Consider the following 16,051-nt stretch of genomic DNA (forward strand, 5'->3'; position numbering starts at 1 on the left):
CGAGAGAGCCGCACGTGCCGCAATCAGCCCGGACCGAGTCGAGCCGACTGACGATTCTCCATCTGGTCCAGCCCGTGGAGGGCGGTGTCGCGCGCGTCGTCACCGATCTGGTGACCGCGCAGGTCGCCGAGGGCATCCGGGCCGTCGTCGCCTGCCCGCGCGGGGAGTTGGCCACCGCCGCTGAGGCGGCCGGCGCACAGGTGCACACCTGGAACGCCGTACGGGCCCCCGGCCCCCGGCTCCCCGTCGAAGTCCTCACCGCCGCCCGGATCGTCCGCCGCGCCGGCCCCCATCTCGTCCACGCCCACAGCGCCAAGGCCGGACTCGTCGCCCGGCTCGCCGTCCGCGGCCGGCTGCCCACCGTCTTCCAGCCGCACGCCTGGTCGTTCGAGGCCGTGACCGGCCGGGCCGCCCGCTGGGCACTGACCTGGGAGCGGTACGGGACCCGCTGGAGCACTCGCACCCTCTGCGTCAGCGAGACGGAGCGGACGGCGGGCGAACGCGCCGGGATCGCCGCCCGCTGGGCCGTCATCCGCAACGGCGTCGACCTCGGCCACTACACCCCCGACGATGAGCGGCCCCCTGCCGACGACGACGCCGCTGCCGACGTCCGCGCCGAGCCGGGCCGCCCGTACGGCATCCCGCCGGGCGCGCCCCTCGTGGTCTGCGTCGGTCGGCTCTGCCGGCAGAAGGGACAGGACGTCCTGCTCGCCGCCTGGCCCCGGGTGGTCGCCGCCGTACCGGACGCCCGGCTGCTGCTCGTCGGGGACGGACCCGACCGCGCCGCGCTGACCGGACAGGCACCCCCCGGCGTCCGGTTCGTGGGCGCCGTCCCCGACGCCCGCCCCTGGCTGCGCGCCGCCGACCTCGTCGTCCTCCCGTCCCGCTGGGAGGGCATGGCCCTCGCCCCCCTGGAGGCCATGGCCTGCGGCCGGCCCGTGGTGGTGACCGACGTCAACGGGGCCCGGGAGAGCCTGCCACCGGGACACGACAGCCACGCCCTCGTACCCCCGGAGGACCCCGGGGCCCTCGCAGCGGCGCTCACCGCGCTGCTGACCGACGCCGAACTCCGCGCCGAATTGGGCCGCGAGGCACGGACCCATATGCGGGCGACCTGTGACGTACGACGGACCGCCGCCGCCGTCTCCGGCCTCTACCAGGACCTTCTCGGCTCGCCCGAGCACCCGACGAGCTCGCCCCATCCCCTGACGAGGAAGAGCCCCACACGATGACGACGGAGAGTGTTCCAGCGCCCCACACCACCCGCGCCACGGCCGCCACGGTCGCCCCGGCCGTACCGGCGACGACAGCCCTCCATCCGCCGCGCGGGACCAGGACCGGGCGCGCCGCGGCGCCGCCGCGCATCCGGCACGCCGGACGGCGCGGCCCGCTTGCCGGTCTTGTCGCCGTCGATGTGCTCGCCCTCGTCCTCACCACGGCCCTGCTGCCGCCACTCCCCTGGCCGGTGGCCGCGTTCGCGCTGCTCGCCCTGGCCCAGCCCCTCGTGTACGCGTGCCGCGGCCTCTACCGGCCCACCCTGTCCCCGTCCGCGCTGTACGACGCGCCCGCCCTCTGCGGGCTCGCGCTGGTGCAGTGGTTCGCCGTTGCCGAGATCCTCACCGCCCACGACCCGCGCCACGCCGTCGGCTGGCGGGAGCCCGCGCTCGCCGTACTCGTCCAGACCGCGCTCTGCTGCGGCGGCCGCGCCCTGCTCCACCGGGCCCGGCGCCGGTCGGCCGTGCGGCGTCCCGATTCGGTGCTCGTCGTCGGGCGCGGCCCGGTCGCCCAACAGATCACCGCCGCGCTCTACGCCCGCCCGGAGTACGGGATGCGACCGGTCGGACAGGTCGACACCACCGCGCCCGCGCCCGACACCGGCCTCCCCGTGCTCGCCACCCGGCAGGACGTCGGCCGCGCCGTCATCCAGAACAGCGTTCGGCACGCCGTCTTCGCGCAGCCCCCCGGTCCCGACCCGGAGATGACTGCCGTCCTCTCCCTCCTCGCCCGACACGGTTGCCGGCTCTGGCTGGTGGACGGCGGCGCGACCACCGGGAACGGCTGGCGGCGGACGGTCGGCCACGACCATCTGTGGGGGTTCTCCGTCCAACCGCTGCGCGGCGGACCGCACCGACCCGTCGCCCGCGCCGTGAAGCGCGCCATCGACACCCTCGTGTCCGCGCTCGCGCTCGCCGCCGCCGCGCCGGTGCTGGCCGTCTGCGCCCTGGCCGTACGGATCGCGGACGGGCCCGGCGTCATCTTCCGGCAGGAGCGCGTCGGCCTGGACGGCAGACCGTTCACCCTGCTGAAGTTCCGCACCCTCGCGCCGGCCAACGAGCACGAGTCCGCCACCCGCTGGAACGTCGCCTTCGACCGGCGGATCTCCGCCACCGGCAGTCTGCTGCGCCGGACCTCCCTCGATGAACTGCCCCAACTGTGGAACGTGCTGCGCGGCGATATGAGCCTCGTCGGGCCCCGGCCCGAACGGCCCTACTTCGTCGACCGGTTCAGCCGGGTGCACCCCGGTTACCAGGCGCGCCACCGGATGCCCGTCGGCATCACCGGCCTCGCCCAGATCCACGGACTGCGCGGCGACACCTCGATCGAGGAGCGCGCCCGGTTCGACAACCACTACATCGAGACCTGGTCGCCCTGGCGGGACGTCTGCATCCTGGCGCGCACCGCGGCCTCGCTCTTCCGGCTGGGAGGCAGTTGAACGTGACGCTGTCGTACGCCGCCGCCCAGGAACCGGTCCCGTGTGAGCCGGACCCCCGTGAGCCGCTCCCGGCCGGGCGGGAACGGGCCCGCCAGTGGGTTCAGCTGTGCGCCCGGCAATGGCCGTTGCTGCCCCTCATCGGCACCGTACTGCTGCTCGCCGCGCCGCTCCCGGCCGGTGGTGCGGCGGGCGGCGGCGGGCCGACCCCGGCGGACCTCGCGTCGGGCGCGCTGGTGGTCCTCTGCCTGGCGCGCGTCCTGTGGACCCGGGCGACGCCACTGTCCCCGCGCGCGGTGGTCGTCCTCGCCCTCCCGGCGGTGGGGATCGCCGTCGCCGCGGTGACCGCCGCCGACCCGGTCGCCGCGCTGCCCGGATTCGTGCGCTATCTCCAGGTCTTCGTGCTGGTGCCGACCGCCGTCGTGCTGCTCGTCCGGGACGCCCGGGACTTCCGGACCGTCGTCGGCGCGCTCGCCGTACTCGCGCTGGCGCAGGGTGCGGTCGGCGTCCACCAGTACGCCACCGGAACCGGCGCCTCCTACATGGGCGAGGACGTCAGGGCCGTCGGCACCTTCGGCCCCACCGACGTCATGGGCATGGCCACCGTCGTCTCCTACGGTCTGCTCGCCGCCGTGGCCCTCGCACTCCGCCCGCCGCCGGGGGCGCCCCGCTGGCTCCGCCCGGCCGCGCTGGCCCTCGGCGCGGCGCTGCTCGTCCCGCTGGCGCTCTCCTTCAGCCGGGGCGCGTGGATCGCTACCGGGGTGGCCGCCGCCGTACTGCTGCCGCTCGCCGGACTCCGCGTCGCGGTACGGGCGCTGGCGGTGGGGACTGCGGTCTCGGTCGTCCTCGTCGGCGGCTTCGGCATCGGCTCGGAGATGATCTCGCAGCGGCTCGACAGCATCACCCGGGTGTCGGCCGCCCCCGACCGCTCGGTCAGCGACCGGTACGCCATGTGGGCGGCGGCGGCGAGCATGTGGCGCGCGGAGCCCGTCACCGGAGTCGGCCTCAAGGGCTTCCCCGCGCACCGGGACGCGCACTCCTCGGTCGGCCTCTCGTCGGGCAGCGACACGGCGGGCGCTGGCCAGACCTTCCACCGACAGGCACTGCTGTCGCCGCACAACATGTATCTGCTGATCCTCGGCGAGCAGGGGCTGATCGGGGCCGTCGCGTTCGTGGGGAGCTGGGCGGCGCTCCTGGTCGGCGGGGTGCGGCGGTTGGTGCGGAGCGGGCGGAGGCGCCGGTCGGGGCGGCCCGCCGCACGGGACTGCGGGCTGGTCGCGGTCGCGCTGCTGACCTGGCAGACCGTCGACTTCCTCTACGCCGACATCGGGGGCCCGTCGACAGTACTGACGGGGGTGGTCCTCGGGCTCGCGGCCTGGTGGGCCCTGGCGCCCGACGAGGTGCGCGGCCCCGACGAGACGCCCGACCGCGACGGGACGCCCGACCGCGACGGGACGAGCACGGCGTGAGCGGGACGGCGACGGGCGACGGCGGGGCGCCGGAGAAGCCGGGCGGCGCCGGTGCGGAGCCGTACGGGATGGAGGCCGGGACGGCTCCGCACGGGGCGGGGACGGGCACCGGTGTGGAACCGTACGGGTCGGGCGCCGACCTCCGCAGGACCGGAACCGGAACCGGGAAGGGGCCCGGGAAGGGGCCCGGGACCGGCGCGAGCACGGAGCGGTCCGAGGTCGACGCGTACGCCGACGCGAGCACCGGTGACGCCGACACCGACGCGAGCGCCGGGCTCCCCGCGTCGGCCCCCACCGGCGCGGCCCGACTCGGGAACGTCCTCGCGCGGGCCGCCGCCGTCACCGCCTGCCTGACCGTCGCCGGCGCCCTCCTCGGCCTCGTACGCGACCAGACCATCGCCCGCCTCTACGGCGCGAGCACCGACAGCGACGCCTTCCTGATCGCCTGGACCGTGCCCGAGATGGCGGCCACCCTCCTCATCGAGGACGCCATGGCACTCCTTCTCGTCCCCGCCTTCAGCCATGCCGTCGCCCGCCGCGCCACCGCCGGGGAGGCCGTGCGCGAACTGGTCGCCGCCACCTTCCCCCGGCTCTTCACCGTCCTCGCCTGTGCGACCGGGCTGCTCATCGTCTTCGCACCGTGGTTCGTCGGGCTCATCGCTCCCGGCTTCGCCGACCCCGGACTCGCCGTCGACTGCACCCGTCTCACCGCGCTCGCCGTCCTCACCTACGGCATCGCCGGATACTTCAGCGCCGCGCTCCGCGCTCACGGCCACTTCCTGTCACCGGCCGGGGTGTACGTGGCGTCCAACGTCGGCATCATCGCCACCACCCTCGTCCTGCACTCCCTCTGGGGCGTGCGCGCGGCGGCGGCCGGGGTCGCCGTCGGCGGGCTGCTGATGGTCCTCTCCCAACTGCCCACCTTCGTACGCCAAGTGCTGCGGGCCCGACCCACCGTGCGGCGGCTGCCCCGGCAGCGGAACCGCACCGATCTGCTCGGCTTCGCCGTCCTCGCGCCCATCGTGCTCTTCGCGGTCAGCCGCCAGTCACAGGTCCTCGTCGAGCGGTTCCTCGCCTCCGCGCTCCCCGGGGGCGCGATCTCGCACCTCAACTACGCCCAGAAGGTCGCGCAGATGCCGATGGTGCTCTCGCTGATGTTCTGCACCGTCACCTTCCCCGTGGTCGCCAAGGCGATGGCCGACGGCGACCGGGAACGCGCCCGCCGCCGGGTCGAGAACGATCTCGCCCTCGCGGGCATGGTCGTCCTCGTCGGCACCGCGCTCATCGTCGGACACGCGCCGCAGCTCATCGAGGTCCTCTTCGAACGCGGGGCCTTCGACGCCCAGGACACCGAGACCACCGCCACGGTCATGCGCGTCTACGCCGTCGGACTCCTCGGCCACACCCTGGTCGGCGCGCTCGGCCGGCCGTTCTTCTCGGCCGGGCGGCCCACCTGGTACCCGGCCGCCGCGATGGCGGTCGGGCTGGTCGTCACCATCGTCGTGGGCGCCGTCGCCGTCCGGCCCTGGGGCGTGTACGGGATCGCCGGGGCCAACGCGATCGGCATCAGCGCCACCGCGGTACTCCTGCTCGGCGGTCTCGGCCCGCGGGTGGTCCCCATCGAGGTGCCCGCCATCAGCCGCGCCATCGGACGGCTCGCCGTCGCCGCCATGGCCGCCGCCGCGGCGGGCCGGGTCACCGCCCCCCTGATCGCCGACCCGATGCTCAGCCTCGCCGTCGGCTGTCTGCTCGTCCCCGCCGTCTTCATCACCACCGGGCTCGCCGTCCGGGCACCAGAAGTCCTCCATCTGCTGTCCCTCACCCGACAGAGGATCCGCCATGTCCGCTGACACGGCGACGGTGAACCGCACCGCCGCACCCGACATCCCTGCCGTCGACCTGCCCTGGATCTGGATGTACCACTCGGTGGCCGATCCGACCGGTGACCCGTACGGCATCGCCGTCGCCCCCGACCGGCTCGACCGCCAACTGGGCTGGCTGCGCCGCACCGGCCGCACCGGCGTCGCCGTCTCCACCCTGCTGCGCGCCCGCGCGGCGGGACGGGCCCACGGCCTCGTCGGGCTGACCTTCGATGACGGCTACGCCGACTTCACCGGGGCCGCGCTGCCGGTCCTGCGCCACCACGGCTGCACGGCGACGCTGTTCGTGCTGCCGGGGCGGCTCGGCGGCGACAACATCTGGGACCCCGAGGGCCCCCGCCGCCCCCTGCTGACCGAGGACGGCATCCGGAAGGCCGCCGCGGCGGGCACCGAGATCGGCTCGCACGGGCTCTACCACGTCGATCTGACCGCCGTGGACGACGAGACGCTGCGCCAGGAGACCCTGCGCAGCCGCGCGTGGCTGCGGGAGCTGACCGGGCGCGCGCCGGACGGCTTCTGCTATCCGTACGGGACGGTCGACGCACGGGTGGCCGGCGCGGTGCGGGAGGCCGGGTACGCGTACGGCTGCGCGATCCGGCCGCCCGCCGCGCTGCCGGGACCGTACGCCCTGCCCCGTACCCATCTCAGCCAGGCTGACGGGGCCGTACGGCTCCAGGTGAAGCGGCTGCGGCACCGGCTGGGGCGGTGATCGCGTTGCGCGTCCTCCAGGTGATCACCGGGCTCGGCGTCGGCGGCGCGGAGCAGCAGCTGAGACTGTTGCTGCGGCGGCTGCCGGTCTCCTGCGACGTGGTGACGCTGACCAATCCGGGCGTCGTGGCGGCCGGGCTGCGGGCGGACGGGGTCGAGGTGCTGCACCTCGGCATGAGGGGGAACCGCGATCTCACCGCGCTGCCCCGGCTGACCCGGCTGATCCGGCGCGGCCGGTACGACGTCGTCCACACCCATCTGTACCGGGCCTGTGTGTACGGGCGGATCGCGGCCCGGCTCGCGGGCGTCCGCGCCATCGTTGCGACCGAGCACTCCCTGGGGCGGCGGGAGATCGAGGGCCGGCCGTTGACCCGGGGGACCCGGGCGCTCTATCTGGGCACGGAGCGGTTGGGCTCGGCGACGGTCGCGGTCTCCGACACGGTGGCGGCGCGGCTGCGGGAGTGGGGCGTACCGGCGCGGCGCATCCATATCGTGCCCAACGGTGTCGACACGGCCGGCTTCGGCTTCGACGCGGGCGCGCGCCGGGCGGTCCGGGAGCGGCTCGGCCTCCGGCCCGATGACTTCGTCGTCTGCGGGGTCGGCCGGCTGGTGCCGGGGAAACGCTTCGACGCCGTGGTACGGGCGGTCGCGGCGCTCCCGGGCGCGCGGCTCCTCATCGCGGGCGGCGGACCGGAACGGGACGCGCTGCGCGCGCTCGCCCACCGGCTCGGCGCGGCGGACCGGATCCAACTGCTGGGGGAGTGCGGCGGGGAGCCGGGCCCGGACGGGGGCGGCCCATGGCCGGACAAGGGAGCCGTCACCGTGCCCGCGCTGCTCTCCGCCGCCGATGTGTTCGTCTCCGCATCCCGCGAGGAGGCGTTCGGGCTCGCCGTCGTCGAAGCCCTCGCGGCCGGGCTGCCCGTACTGCATCTGACCTGCCCCGCCGTGGACGACCTGCCTGCCGGGGAGGCCCCCGGCGCCCACCGGTTCGGCGGTACGGCTCAGGAGTTGACCGCCCTGCTGCGCCAGCGGATGGCGGCGGGGGCGGAGCGGCTCGAACCGCCGCCGGTGGTCCGGCACTACGACATCGCGCGCAGTGGCGCCCGGCTCATGGACGTCTACGCGCACGCCGTCGCGGCCTCGGCCGGACCCGGCCGCCCTGTCCCACGGATCCCCCGCCCCGCCGATGCCCTGGCCGTCGACGCACCGAACGCCGACTCCCTGACGTCTACCCCCCTGGCTTCCGACGCACCGAACGTCGACTCCCCGCCTCCTCCCGACCCACCGAAACCGCGTACCGCCGCCGACGACACCGACCAGACCGAGAGAGCGCACTCATGACCGACACGTCCGAGCAGGAGCCCGCCACCCGTGGACGGATCCGTGGGTTCATCGCCAGGATCACCTCACCGCCCCGCTGGTGGCCGCTGCCCGTAGGAGTGCTCATCGGCTTCCTCTGCGGGAGCGCGTACGGCGTCCTCGCGCCCGCCGAGTACGCCGCCACCAGCTATGTCGTCGCCGTGCCCGCCAAGGAGTCCGAGACCCAGCCCGGCGCGGCCCTCGGCCTCGCGCAGGCGTACGGTCGCATCGCGACCAGCGACGCGACCCTCGCGTACGCCCGGTCCGCGGCGGGCGTCTCCTCGCGGGTGCTGCGCGACCGGGTGCGGGCCGAGACCTCGCCCGACTCCCCGATGATCGCGATCACCGGCACCGCGCGCCGCCCCGGCCGGGCCGCCGATATCGCCAACGCCGTCGCCGACGCCGTCTTCGTGAGCGGCAATCAGGTCGCCAAGAACACCGGCGTACGGCTGCTGAGCTTCTCGCCCGCCATTCCGCCGAAGCGGCCGGCCTCGCCGTCCACCCGGATCAGCGCGGCGGTCGGTGCCAGCACGGGCGGTCTCCTCGGCGGGCTCGTCCTGCTCGCCCGGCCCAGGCGCGGGCAGCGGGCCACCGGAGCGGCGGTGCCCGCCCCGGCGGGTGCCCCGGAGTCAGCGAAGCGGGGACGCGTCTGATGGGGCGTCCACGAGTCGGCCCGGGGGTGGCGGGCGAGGCCCGTGCGGGTGGGAGCGTGGGGGTCGCCGGGCCCTCTGTGACGCCTGTGAACCGCGTGGCGATCGGCGGGGCCCCCGTGACGCCTGTGAACCGCGAGGCGATCGGCGGGGCCCCCGTGACGCCCGTGAACCGCGAGGCGATCGGCGGCCGGGCCGGCGCCCTGACCGTCGGTCTCTGCCGTGACCCGCGCGCGTTTACCCGGCTGCGGGAGGAGTGGGACGACCTCCAGCGCCGCTGCTCCACCGCCACCCCCTTCCAGCACCACTCGTGGCTGGACTCCTGGTGGCTCTCGTACGGCGGAAACGGGCGGCTGCGGATCGTGCTCGTGCGCCGGGGCGGCCGGCTGGTCGCCGCCGCTCCGCTGATGCTGGTCCACCGACCACTGCCCCAGCTCGTCTGGCTCGGCGGCTCCATCTCCGACTACGGGGACATCCTGGTGGATGACACCGCCGACACCGCCGACACCGGAGCCGCGAGCGACACCGGCGACGGAAGGAACGGAGGAGGCGGCGGGGACTCCGCCCGTGCGATCACCGCCCTGGCGCGCGGTCTGGCCCGTGCCGCCGGCCCCGCCGTGCTCGATCTGCGCGAGGTGCGGCCCGGTGCGGCGGCCGAGCGGCTGTACGAGTGCTGGCCCGGGCCGAAGCGGCGGCTGCCCGACTCCGTCTGTCTGGAACTGCCGGCGACGACGATGGACGAGCTGGTCAAGCGGCTGCCGGCGAGCCGCGCGCAGCGCGTCCGGGCCAAACTGCGCAAGATCGACGCGGCGCGGATCGAGGGCCGCCCGGTCACCGAACACGAGGTGCCGACGGCCATCGGCCAACTGCTGCGACTCCACGAACTCCAGTGGCGGGGGCGCGGGGTCACCGCCGAGCACCTGCGGCCCCGGTTCGCCGAGCATCTGATGCGGGCGACCCGCCGGATGATCCGCGACGGTGATGCCGCGCTCACCGAGTACCGGATGGACGGCGAGGTGGTGGCCGTCGGTGTCGCCCTGTTCTCGGGGCGACTGACCGGGGGCTATCTCTACGGGGCCCATCCGGGGCTGCGGGAGCGGAAGATCGACGTCGCCACCATGCTGCTGCGCCATGACACCGAACTCGCCGCGCGGACGGGCCGTCGGGTGGTGAGCCTGCTGCGCGGTTCGGAGCCGTACAAGAACCAGTGGCGGCCCGAGCCGGTCATCAATCAGCGGCTGCTGCTGGCCCCGCCGGGGCTCGCCCCGCTACTGCGGCTGCACGCCGCGCGGGCGAGTTGGCGCGAACGGGTCGCCGGGGCCGTGACGGAGCGGTTCCCGGCGGTACGGGAGTGGCGGGCCCGGCTGAAGGACTGGCGCGCGGCGGCCCGCTCGCGCTAGGTCCGGCCCGGCCGGGCCGCCGTCAGGGCGCCCCGGTCGGTGCCGGTGCCGGGGTCGCCGCCGAAGCCGCCTCCGGGGCCTTCTCGTCCGGCTTCCGGACCGGTGTCTCCTCCGCCTTCGGGGTCGGCTTGGGCGTGGGTTTCGGCACCGGCACCGGCACCGGCACCGGCACGACTGAGGGCACAGGCGGCACAGGCGGTACGGATGGCGCGGGTGGCACAGGAGGTACGGACGGCACCGGCGGCGGGTTCGGCACCGGATCCGGCTTCGCGAACAGCATCGAACGGAAGATCTTCGAGGATTCGGGGTTGTCATCACACTGCCAGACACCGTGCGGACAGTAATCCGTGATGGTCTGATAGAGCGGCCTGTGCCGGGCGATCCAGTCGAGCATCCCCCGCATGTATTCGGGATTGTCGCCGTTGCGGAAGAGGCCCCACTCCGGGTAGGAGATCGGTTTGTTGTGCGCCGCCGCGAATTCGACCTGGTGTTGAAGTCCGTACGGTGCGGTCGCCTGTTCCTCGAAGGACTTTCCGGGTGCCTGGTCGTACGAGTCCATTCCGATGATGTCCACCACGTCGTCACCGGGGTAGCACTCGGTCCAGGGAATGGCGTCCTTGCCCCGGTTCGGCGCGAAGTCGAAACGGAACCGCTGGCCGGGCACCGCGCGCATCGCCGTGACGACCCGCGCCCAGTACGCCTTCCAGGACCGGGGGTCGGGGCCGCACCGGTGCGTGTAGGTCGTGCCGTTCATCTCCCAGCCGAGCACGATCACCGTGTCCGGCACGCCCAGTTCCACCAGCCGGCCCGCCAGGGTCCGGAAGTGCTGGTCGAACCGGCCCGCCGCGCCCTTCCGCAGCAGCCGCCGCACCTCCCAGTCGGGGACCCGGGCCTCGTTCCGCTCCAGCATCGGGACGTTCAGTACGAAGAGCCGGTCGGGCGCGGCGCGGCGCCAGTTCGCCCACTCGTCCAGGAAGCCGGGCAGGCCCTCGATATTGCTCCACCGGTCGCCCGGCAGATAGGTGTGACCGACCCTCAGCTCCGTACCGCCGAGCCAGTCCGACAGCTGTGTCATGCGCCGTACGCCGGCCGGCCCGTAGTCGAGATAGGCCCCCATCGGGACCGTTGACGCCTCGGGCGGGACCGGGCTGGTCCCACTGGCCCGGGCGACCCCCGCCGACCCCTCCCCGAGTGCTCCCACGGAGACGAGGAGGGCGACGGCGGCCGCCCCGGTACGGAAGCCGGAGAGCCGGCGCCGACGAGTCATGGCTCCTCCTTCGAACGAGCTGTCCGTACTGTCGGAATGAGTCTTCCGTCGAATTCCCGGCATGGACGACCGTAGGCAGATTTTCTTACCAGTGAACTCCCTGAAAGCTCGTCAGTAGGCCATTCGCGACACGAGCCGCGTTATTCAGGACCATCCAGGTGAAAGTTGTGACGTTGATGCCATCGTTCGACGCCGGGGTGCCCGCTCTTGTGCTGCGCCTCGACCGAAATCCCTTTCACCACGGCACTCTTGGTGCGGTCAGATCACTGGGCCGGGCGGGTGTCGAAGTCCATGCCGTGGTCGAGGCGGCCGACAGCCCCGTCGCCCGCTCCCGCTATCTGCACCGGGCCCATCCGCCTCCTCGGGGACCCGTCGGCCCGGACGCCTTCGTGGATCTGCTGCTCCGGGTCTCCGACCGGATCGGCCGCCGCGCGGTGCTGATCGCCATGGACGACATCAGCGCCATCCACGCGGCGGCGCAGGCGCCCCGGCTCGCCGGGCGCTACCTCCTCCCCGAGCAGCCGCCGGAGCTGCCCCGACTCCTCGCCGACAAGGCCGAACTCGCCGGACTCTGCGCACGGGCCGGCATCGAGCACCCCCCGACCGTCGTGCCCGAGAGCGGTGACGCCGCCGCCGACGCGGTACGGCGCCTGGGGCTCCCGCTGGTGGCCAAGTGGAGCCGGCCGTGGCTGCTCGACGCCGCCACCGGGCTGCGCAGCACGACCCTGGTGACGTCGCCGGAGACCGCTCGGAGGCTCTACGAGAGCGCCGGCGCGGCCGGGAGCAGGCTGCTGCTCCAGCGCTATCTGCCGGACGCGCCGGACACCGACTGGTTCTTCCACGGCTACTTCTCCGGCCGGGGCGGTTCCTGCTTGCTGGGCGGCAGCGGACACAAGGAACTGTCCTGGCCGATCCGCACCGGGCTCACCGCCAAGGGCCGCTGGCAGCCGAACCCCCAGGTGGAGGCCGCCGCCCGACGGCTGGTCAGGTACGTCGGCTACCGGGGCATCCTCGATCTCGACTTCCGGCGCGAACAGTCCACCGGCGCGTACCAGCTCCTCGACGTCAATCCGCGCCCCGGCGCACAGTTCCGGCTCTTCACCGACCCCGGGGGGCTCGACGTCGTCCGCGCCCTCTATCTGGATCTCACCGGGCAGCGGGTGCCCGCGCAGGTCGGCAGGCCGGGACGGGTCTTCGTGGCCGAGAACTACGCACTGCTCTCGGTGGTCGTCTCGGCTGCCTCCGCCGCAGCCTCCGCCGCCGTTCCCCGTGCCACCGCCGTACCCGTACGGGAGCCGGCCGTTCCCCGGTGCCGGTCCGGCGCGGCGCGCGGCGGGGTGGAGACCGCCTGGTTCGCGGGCGACGACCCACTGCCCTTCCTCGCGATGGTCCGCGCCTGGTTCGGCCGGGGGCTGGCGAAGGGCGTGCGCCGGCTCCGGGCCGCGGCGAGCCCCGACCGTCCACCGGCCCCGCGCACGCCGGACCGGGCCTCCCTGATCTGACCCCCGTCCCCCGTCCCCGTTCCCCGTCCACCCATCCACCGCTCCCCGACCCCTTCCTAAGGAACGCACATGTACGACGTGGCAGTGATCGGCGCCGGACCCTACGGACTGTCCATCGCGGCCCATGCCGCGGCCGCCGGGCTGAGTCCGTACGTCTTCGGCCGGACCATGGCCTCCTGGCGCGACCACATGCCGGACGGCATGTTCCTCAAGTCCGAGCCCGGCGCGTCGAACCTCTCCGACCCGGAGGCGCGCCACACCCTCGCCCGGTTCGGCGCGGAGCGCGGTCTCACCACCGAGCACGGTCGCCCGCTCCCGATCGGCGCCTTCACCGACTACGGCAGATGGTTCGCCGAGCGCGCGGTCCCGGCCGTGGACGAACGGACCGTCACCCGGGTCACCCCCGACGGGAACCCCACCGGGCACGGCTTCCGGCTCACCACCGAGGACGGGGAGAGCGTCCGCGCCCGTACCGTCGTCCTCGCCGTCGGGGTGATGCCGTTCGTGCACATCCCCGGGCAACTGGCCGGACTCCCGGCGCCGTATGTGTCCCACAGCAGCGGTCACCGCGACCTCAGCCGGTTCCACGGCCGGGACGTCGCCGTCGTCGGCGCGGGACAGGCCGCGCTGGAGACCGCGACCCTGCTGGCCGAGGCGGGCGCCAGGCCCCGACTGGTCGCCCGTACGGACCGGCTGAACTGGAACACCACGCCCGAACCCCTCCGCCGCGGCCTCCTGCGCGCCCTGCGCACCCCGCACAGCGGTCTCGGCACCGGCTGGTCGAGCTGGGTCTGGTCCGAGCTGCCCTGGGCCGTACGGACCCTGCCGGCGAGCACCCGTGAGCACATCGCCCGCACCGCGCTCGGGCCGGCCGGAGCCTGGTGGCTCAGGGAGCGGTACGAGCGGGAGGTGCCCGCCCTCCTCGGACACGGTCTGCGGGGGGCCGAAGTCCGCGCCGGACGGGTGCGGCTGACGCTGGACGGGCCCGACGGCAGCACCCCGGCCCTGGACATCGACCATGTCGTCGCCGCTACCGGCTTCAGCACGGATCTCGACCGGCTGGGGCTGCTCGACCCCGCGCTGCGGCGGGCCATCGACACGGTGGGCACGGGCCGCGCGCCGGAGCTGAGCGCCGGGTTCGAGTCGTCCTGCCCGGGGCTGTTCTTCGCCGGGCTGCTCACCGCGCCGTCGTTCGGGCCTTCCATGCGGTTCGTGCACGGCGCGACCTTCACCGCGCGCCGGCTCGTCGCCGGGGTGCGCCGACGGCTGCGGGGTGCTCCGGTGGCCCGGGTGCCGCGGCCCACCGCGCCCGCCGCGGAGCCCGCACGGGCGGTACGGGAGCGCTGAGCCGCCACGGGCAGGGGTGGTGCGGGGCCGCGGCCGGTCGGGCCGGCCCCGCACCACGGTGCTCCCGGTCAGGAGTGCAGCCAGCCCCGGCTCGGTGGCGCGGGACCGGTGAGCAGATCGGCCGCGCTCCGCTGGGGCAGCGGGAACTGGGTCAGCCGGGTCCACTCCAGGTCCGGTACGCCCGGCAGGGTGCGGCCCGTGCCCAGCCACTCCTGGGTGAGCTGGTCATAGATCGGACAGTCGCCGGGGAGGGGGATGGCCGGGCGGTGCTGGGGGTGGGGGGCCGGATTCGGATGCTGGTTCGGGTCGGGGAGTGCCTGGACGCGCTGCCATCGAGCAGCCGCGGATGTCCTTGCCATGGTTCGGCCAACGTCCGCCCGGGGGCGAGGTCACTGCCGGCGGCGGGCGGTGACGGGGCACCGAAACGGTTCCGCAGTGTCCGGGCCCACGCCTGTGCCGCTGGTCGGGTTTCCCGCCCGGAGCGCGACTTGGAGTGCGCCCCCGGAGTGCGCCCCCGGGACGCGCGCCCGCGTTGTGCGCCCTTCAGCGACCGATGGGTCCCTCCGGGCGACATGCCCCCGCGACACGTGGGCCGGTACGGGTGTTCTCCGGCCAAAGGCCGTGATGATACGGAAAACAGCCTGCGTCATAAGGGGTTCGATGCGACACGTGGCTTCCGCGCTGCTTCTGGTGGCGCTCGCGATGGGCGGCGGCACCGCCTGCCAGGCCACCGCCGACCCCCCGGGCGGCGGGCGCGGCGGCGACGATGAGAAGGGGCGGCGAGCGGCGCCTGCCTGGGTTGGTGACACCGTCGACCTGCGGGGACGCGCGTTCGGTGAACGGCTCCGGGTCTCCGTGGGGGGCTGGGTGGACCCCGCGGTCAGTACCCGCGCCGCGTACCAGCCGGACACCGGGAACCGTTGGCTCGGCGTCCAGCTCTCCCTGGTCAATCTCGGCGGAAGGGCCTTCGACGCCTCCCGGGCGACCGCCTGGGCCGTGGACGGCGGGGGCAAGCGTTATCCCGTGGTCCGGACCGGCGCCATCACCACCGGATTCCCCTTGAAATGGAACACGATCGCGTCGGGCGAACAATTGGACGGCTGGCTGGTATTCGAAGTGCCCGAGGCGACCCGGATCGTACGCCTTCACGCCACCGTGGGAAAGAAGGCGCTCACATGGCAACTCCAGCATCCGCCATCCAGGTGAACGAAGGCGGTGGCGGGGGTGGGCAGGGCACTAGGGTGCCGAGCCATGAGCACTGCGAATCCGACCAGAAATCCCGTCCAGCGCACGCATTTGGGCACCCTTTCCGTACTCGCCTGGACCGGTGACCCCGAAGCCGGGCACGATATGCCCTATCTGCTCGTCTACTCGCTCGGTGATGGAGAGGCCGGCCCCGAGGCGGGCGAGACGGCCATGGTGGCCATGATCGAGGACATCGGGCTGAAGGTCGGCGCCGATATGACCGACGCGACCGCGGCGTCCTCCGCCTCCCCGATCAAACTCCTGGTCGAAGGCGGCCAGGCGGTGCTCTCCCTGCCCTATCTGAGCGCCCAGTGCCCCGCCCCCGACGAATGGCTGACCGCCGCCGAACAGCGTGGCCACGCCCATCTCATCGTCGCCGGCCGCCCCTGGCCCGATGCGACCCCCGGGGAGCCGGTCTCCGAGGAGATCCTCCAGGCGTTCCTGGGCGATCAGGAGAACCTCATGGCCTGTGGTCACGCCCTGCTGCCGGTGAGCCGGCTCCGCCAGTAGTGCC

Annotated in this window: 14 protein-coding genes; 12 read left to right on the forward strand and 2 right to left on the reverse strand. The window is 74.3% G+C overall.

Going from position 1 to position 16,051, the window contains the following annotated elements; all coding sequences use genetic code 11:
- Nucleotides 1-14: 14 nt before the first annotated feature.
- The 8 genes from ACH4S7_RS09200 to ACH4S7_RS09235 all read left to right on the forward strand — a co-directional run bounded on the left by ACH4S7_RS09200 (nt 15) and on the right by ACH4S7_RS09235 (nt 10,176).
- Entirely contained in the window at nt 15-1,232 is a 1,218-nt protein-coding gene (locus ACH4S7_RS09200) for a glycosyltransferase family 4 protein (protein ID WP_398520460.1), read from the forward strand.
- On the forward strand, nt 1,229-2,713 hold the full coding sequence (locus tag ACH4S7_RS09205; RefSeq protein WP_398520461.1) for an exopolysaccharide biosynthesis polyprenyl glycosylphosphotransferase: 1,485 nt from the start codon (nt 1,229-1,231) through the stop codon (nt 2,711-2,713). Before ACH4S7_RS09200 ends, ACH4S7_RS09205 begins: the two co-directional genes overlap by 4 nt.
- Nucleotides 2,710-4,179, forward strand: coding sequence for an O-antigen ligase family protein (locus ACH4S7_RS09210; RefSeq protein ID WP_398520462.1), 1,470 nt, complete (start codon nt 2,710-2,712; stop codon nt 4,177-4,179). The genes ACH4S7_RS09205 and ACH4S7_RS09210 overlap by 4 nt, the downstream gene beginning before the upstream one ends.
- Nucleotides 4,176-6,029 (forward strand): murein biosynthesis integral membrane protein MurJ, encoded by a 1,854-nt coding sequence (gene murJ, locus ACH4S7_RS09215; protein ID WP_398520463.1) that lies wholly within the window; start codon nt 4,176-4,178, stop codon nt 6,027-6,029. Before ACH4S7_RS09210 ends, murJ begins: the two co-directional genes overlap by 4 nt.
- The gene (locus tag ACH4S7_RS09220; protein WP_398520464.1) at nt 6,019-6,768 is read left to right on the forward strand and encodes a polysaccharide deacetylase family protein; all 750 of its coding nucleotides are present in this window, start codon (nt 6,019-6,021) and stop codon (nt 6,766-6,768) included. Before murJ ends, ACH4S7_RS09220 begins: the two co-directional genes overlap by 11 nt.
- A 5-nt stretch (nt 6,769-6,773) precedes the next feature.
- Nucleotides 6,774-8,108, forward strand: a complete 1,335-nt coding sequence (locus tag ACH4S7_RS09225) for a glycosyltransferase (RefSeq protein WP_398520721.1) — start codon at nt 6,774-6,776, stop codon at nt 8,106-8,108.
- A complete protein-coding gene (locus ACH4S7_RS09230) occupies nt 8,105-8,779 on the forward strand; it encodes a lipopolysaccharide biosynthesis protein (RefSeq protein WP_398520465.1) in 675 nt (224 codons plus the stop codon). The genes ACH4S7_RS09225 and ACH4S7_RS09230 overlap by 4 nt, the downstream gene beginning before the upstream one ends.
- Before the next feature lie 179 nt (nt 8,780-8,958).
- Nucleotides 8,959-10,176 (forward strand): GNAT family N-acetyltransferase, encoded by a 1,218-nt coding sequence (locus ACH4S7_RS09235; protein ID WP_398520722.1) that lies wholly within the window; start codon nt 8,959-8,961, stop codon nt 10,174-10,176.
- A gap of 22 nt (nt 10,177-10,198) precedes the next feature.
- On the opposite strand, the gene ACH4S7_RS09240 is transcribed toward ACH4S7_RS09235, so the two are convergent.
- Nucleotides 10,199-11,443 (reverse strand): glycoside hydrolase family 26 protein, encoded by a 1,245-nt coding sequence (locus ACH4S7_RS09240; protein WP_398520466.1) that lies wholly within the window; start codon nt 11,441-11,443, stop codon nt 10,199-10,201.
- Nucleotides 11,444-11,619: 176 nt separating this feature from the next.
- On the opposite strand from ACH4S7_RS09240, the gene ACH4S7_RS09245 reads away from it, so the two are divergent.
- Together ACH4S7_RS09245 and ACH4S7_RS09250 are read left to right on the forward strand one after the other, a co-directional pair.
- Nucleotides 11,620-12,945: an ATP-grasp domain-containing protein gene (locus tag ACH4S7_RS09245; RefSeq protein ID WP_398520723.1), complete on the forward strand. Its 1,326-nt coding sequence runs from the start codon at nt 11,620-11,622 to the stop codon at nt 12,943-12,945.
- A gap of 69 nt (nt 12,946-13,014) precedes the next feature.
- Nucleotides 13,015-14,292, forward strand: coding sequence for an FAD-dependent oxidoreductase (locus ACH4S7_RS09250; protein ID WP_398520467.1), 1,278 nt, complete (start codon nt 13,015-13,017; stop codon nt 14,290-14,292).
- A 68-nt stretch (nt 14,293-14,360) separates the two neighbouring features.
- On the opposite strand, the gene ACH4S7_RS09255 is transcribed toward ACH4S7_RS09250, so the two are convergent.
- Nucleotides 14,361-14,651, reverse strand: coding sequence for a hypothetical protein (locus ACH4S7_RS09255; RefSeq protein WP_398520468.1), 291 nt, complete (start codon nt 14,649-14,651; stop codon nt 14,361-14,363).
- A 301-nt stretch (nt 14,652-14,952) separates the two neighbouring features.
- Between ACH4S7_RS09255 and ACH4S7_RS09260 the strand changes: the two genes are divergently transcribed.
- Nucleotides 14,953-15,498: a DUF4352 domain-containing protein gene (locus ACH4S7_RS09260; RefSeq protein WP_398520469.1), complete on the forward strand. Its 546-nt coding sequence runs from the start codon at nt 14,953-14,955 to the stop codon at nt 15,496-15,498.
- A 45-nt stretch (nt 15,499-15,543) separates the two neighbouring features.
- Nucleotides 15,544-16,047, forward strand: coding sequence for a DUF5949 family protein (locus tag ACH4S7_RS09265; protein WP_398520470.1), 504 nt, complete (start codon nt 15,544-15,546; stop codon nt 16,045-16,047).
- Nucleotides 16,048-16,051 lie beyond the last annotated feature (4 nt).

The sequence above is a fragment of the Streptomyces sp. NPDC020965 genome (assembly GCF_044333555.1).
GTDB lineage: Bacteria > Actinomycetota > Actinomycetes > Streptomycetales > Streptomycetaceae > Streptomyces.

What these genes read in the sequence shown, in the direction of transcription:
- ACH4S7_RS09220 (WP_398520464.1), top strand. Translation starts at nt 6,019, where the DNA reads ATGTCCGCTGACACGGCGACGGTGAACCGCACCGCCGCACCCGACATC.
- ACH4S7_RS09230 (WP_398520465.1), top strand. Translation starts at nt 8,105, where the DNA reads ATGACCGACACGTCCGAGCAGGAGCCCGCCACCCGTGGACGGATCCGT.
- ACH4S7_RS09205 (WP_398520461.1), top strand. Translation starts at nt 1,229, where the DNA reads ATGACGACGGAGAGTGTTCCAGCGCCCCACACCACCCGCGCCACGGCC.
- ACH4S7_RS09245 (WP_398520723.1), top strand. Translation starts at nt 11,620, where the DNA reads ATGCCATCGTTCGACGCCGGGGTGCCCGCTCTTGTGCTGCGCCTCGAC.
- ACH4S7_RS09265 (WP_398520470.1), top strand. Translation starts at nt 15,544, where the DNA reads ATGAGCACTGCGAATCCGACCAGAAATCCCGTCCAGCGCACGCATTTG.
- ACH4S7_RS09255 (WP_398520468.1), bottom strand. Translation starts at nt 14,651, where the DNA reads ATGGCAAGGACATCCGCGGCTGCTCGATGGCAGCGCGTCCAGGCACTC.
- ACH4S7_RS09260 (WP_398520469.1), top strand. Translation starts at nt 14,953, where the DNA reads ATGCGACACGTGGCTTCCGCGCTGCTTCTGGTGGCGCTCGCGATGGGC.
- ACH4S7_RS09250 (WP_398520467.1), top strand. Translation starts at nt 13,015, where the DNA reads ATGTACGACGTGGCAGTGATCGGCGCCGGACCCTACGGACTGTCCATC.
- ACH4S7_RS09240 (WP_398520466.1), bottom strand. Translation starts at nt 11,443, where the DNA reads ATGACTCGTCGGCGCCGGCTCTCCGGCTTCCGTACCGGGGCGGCCGCC.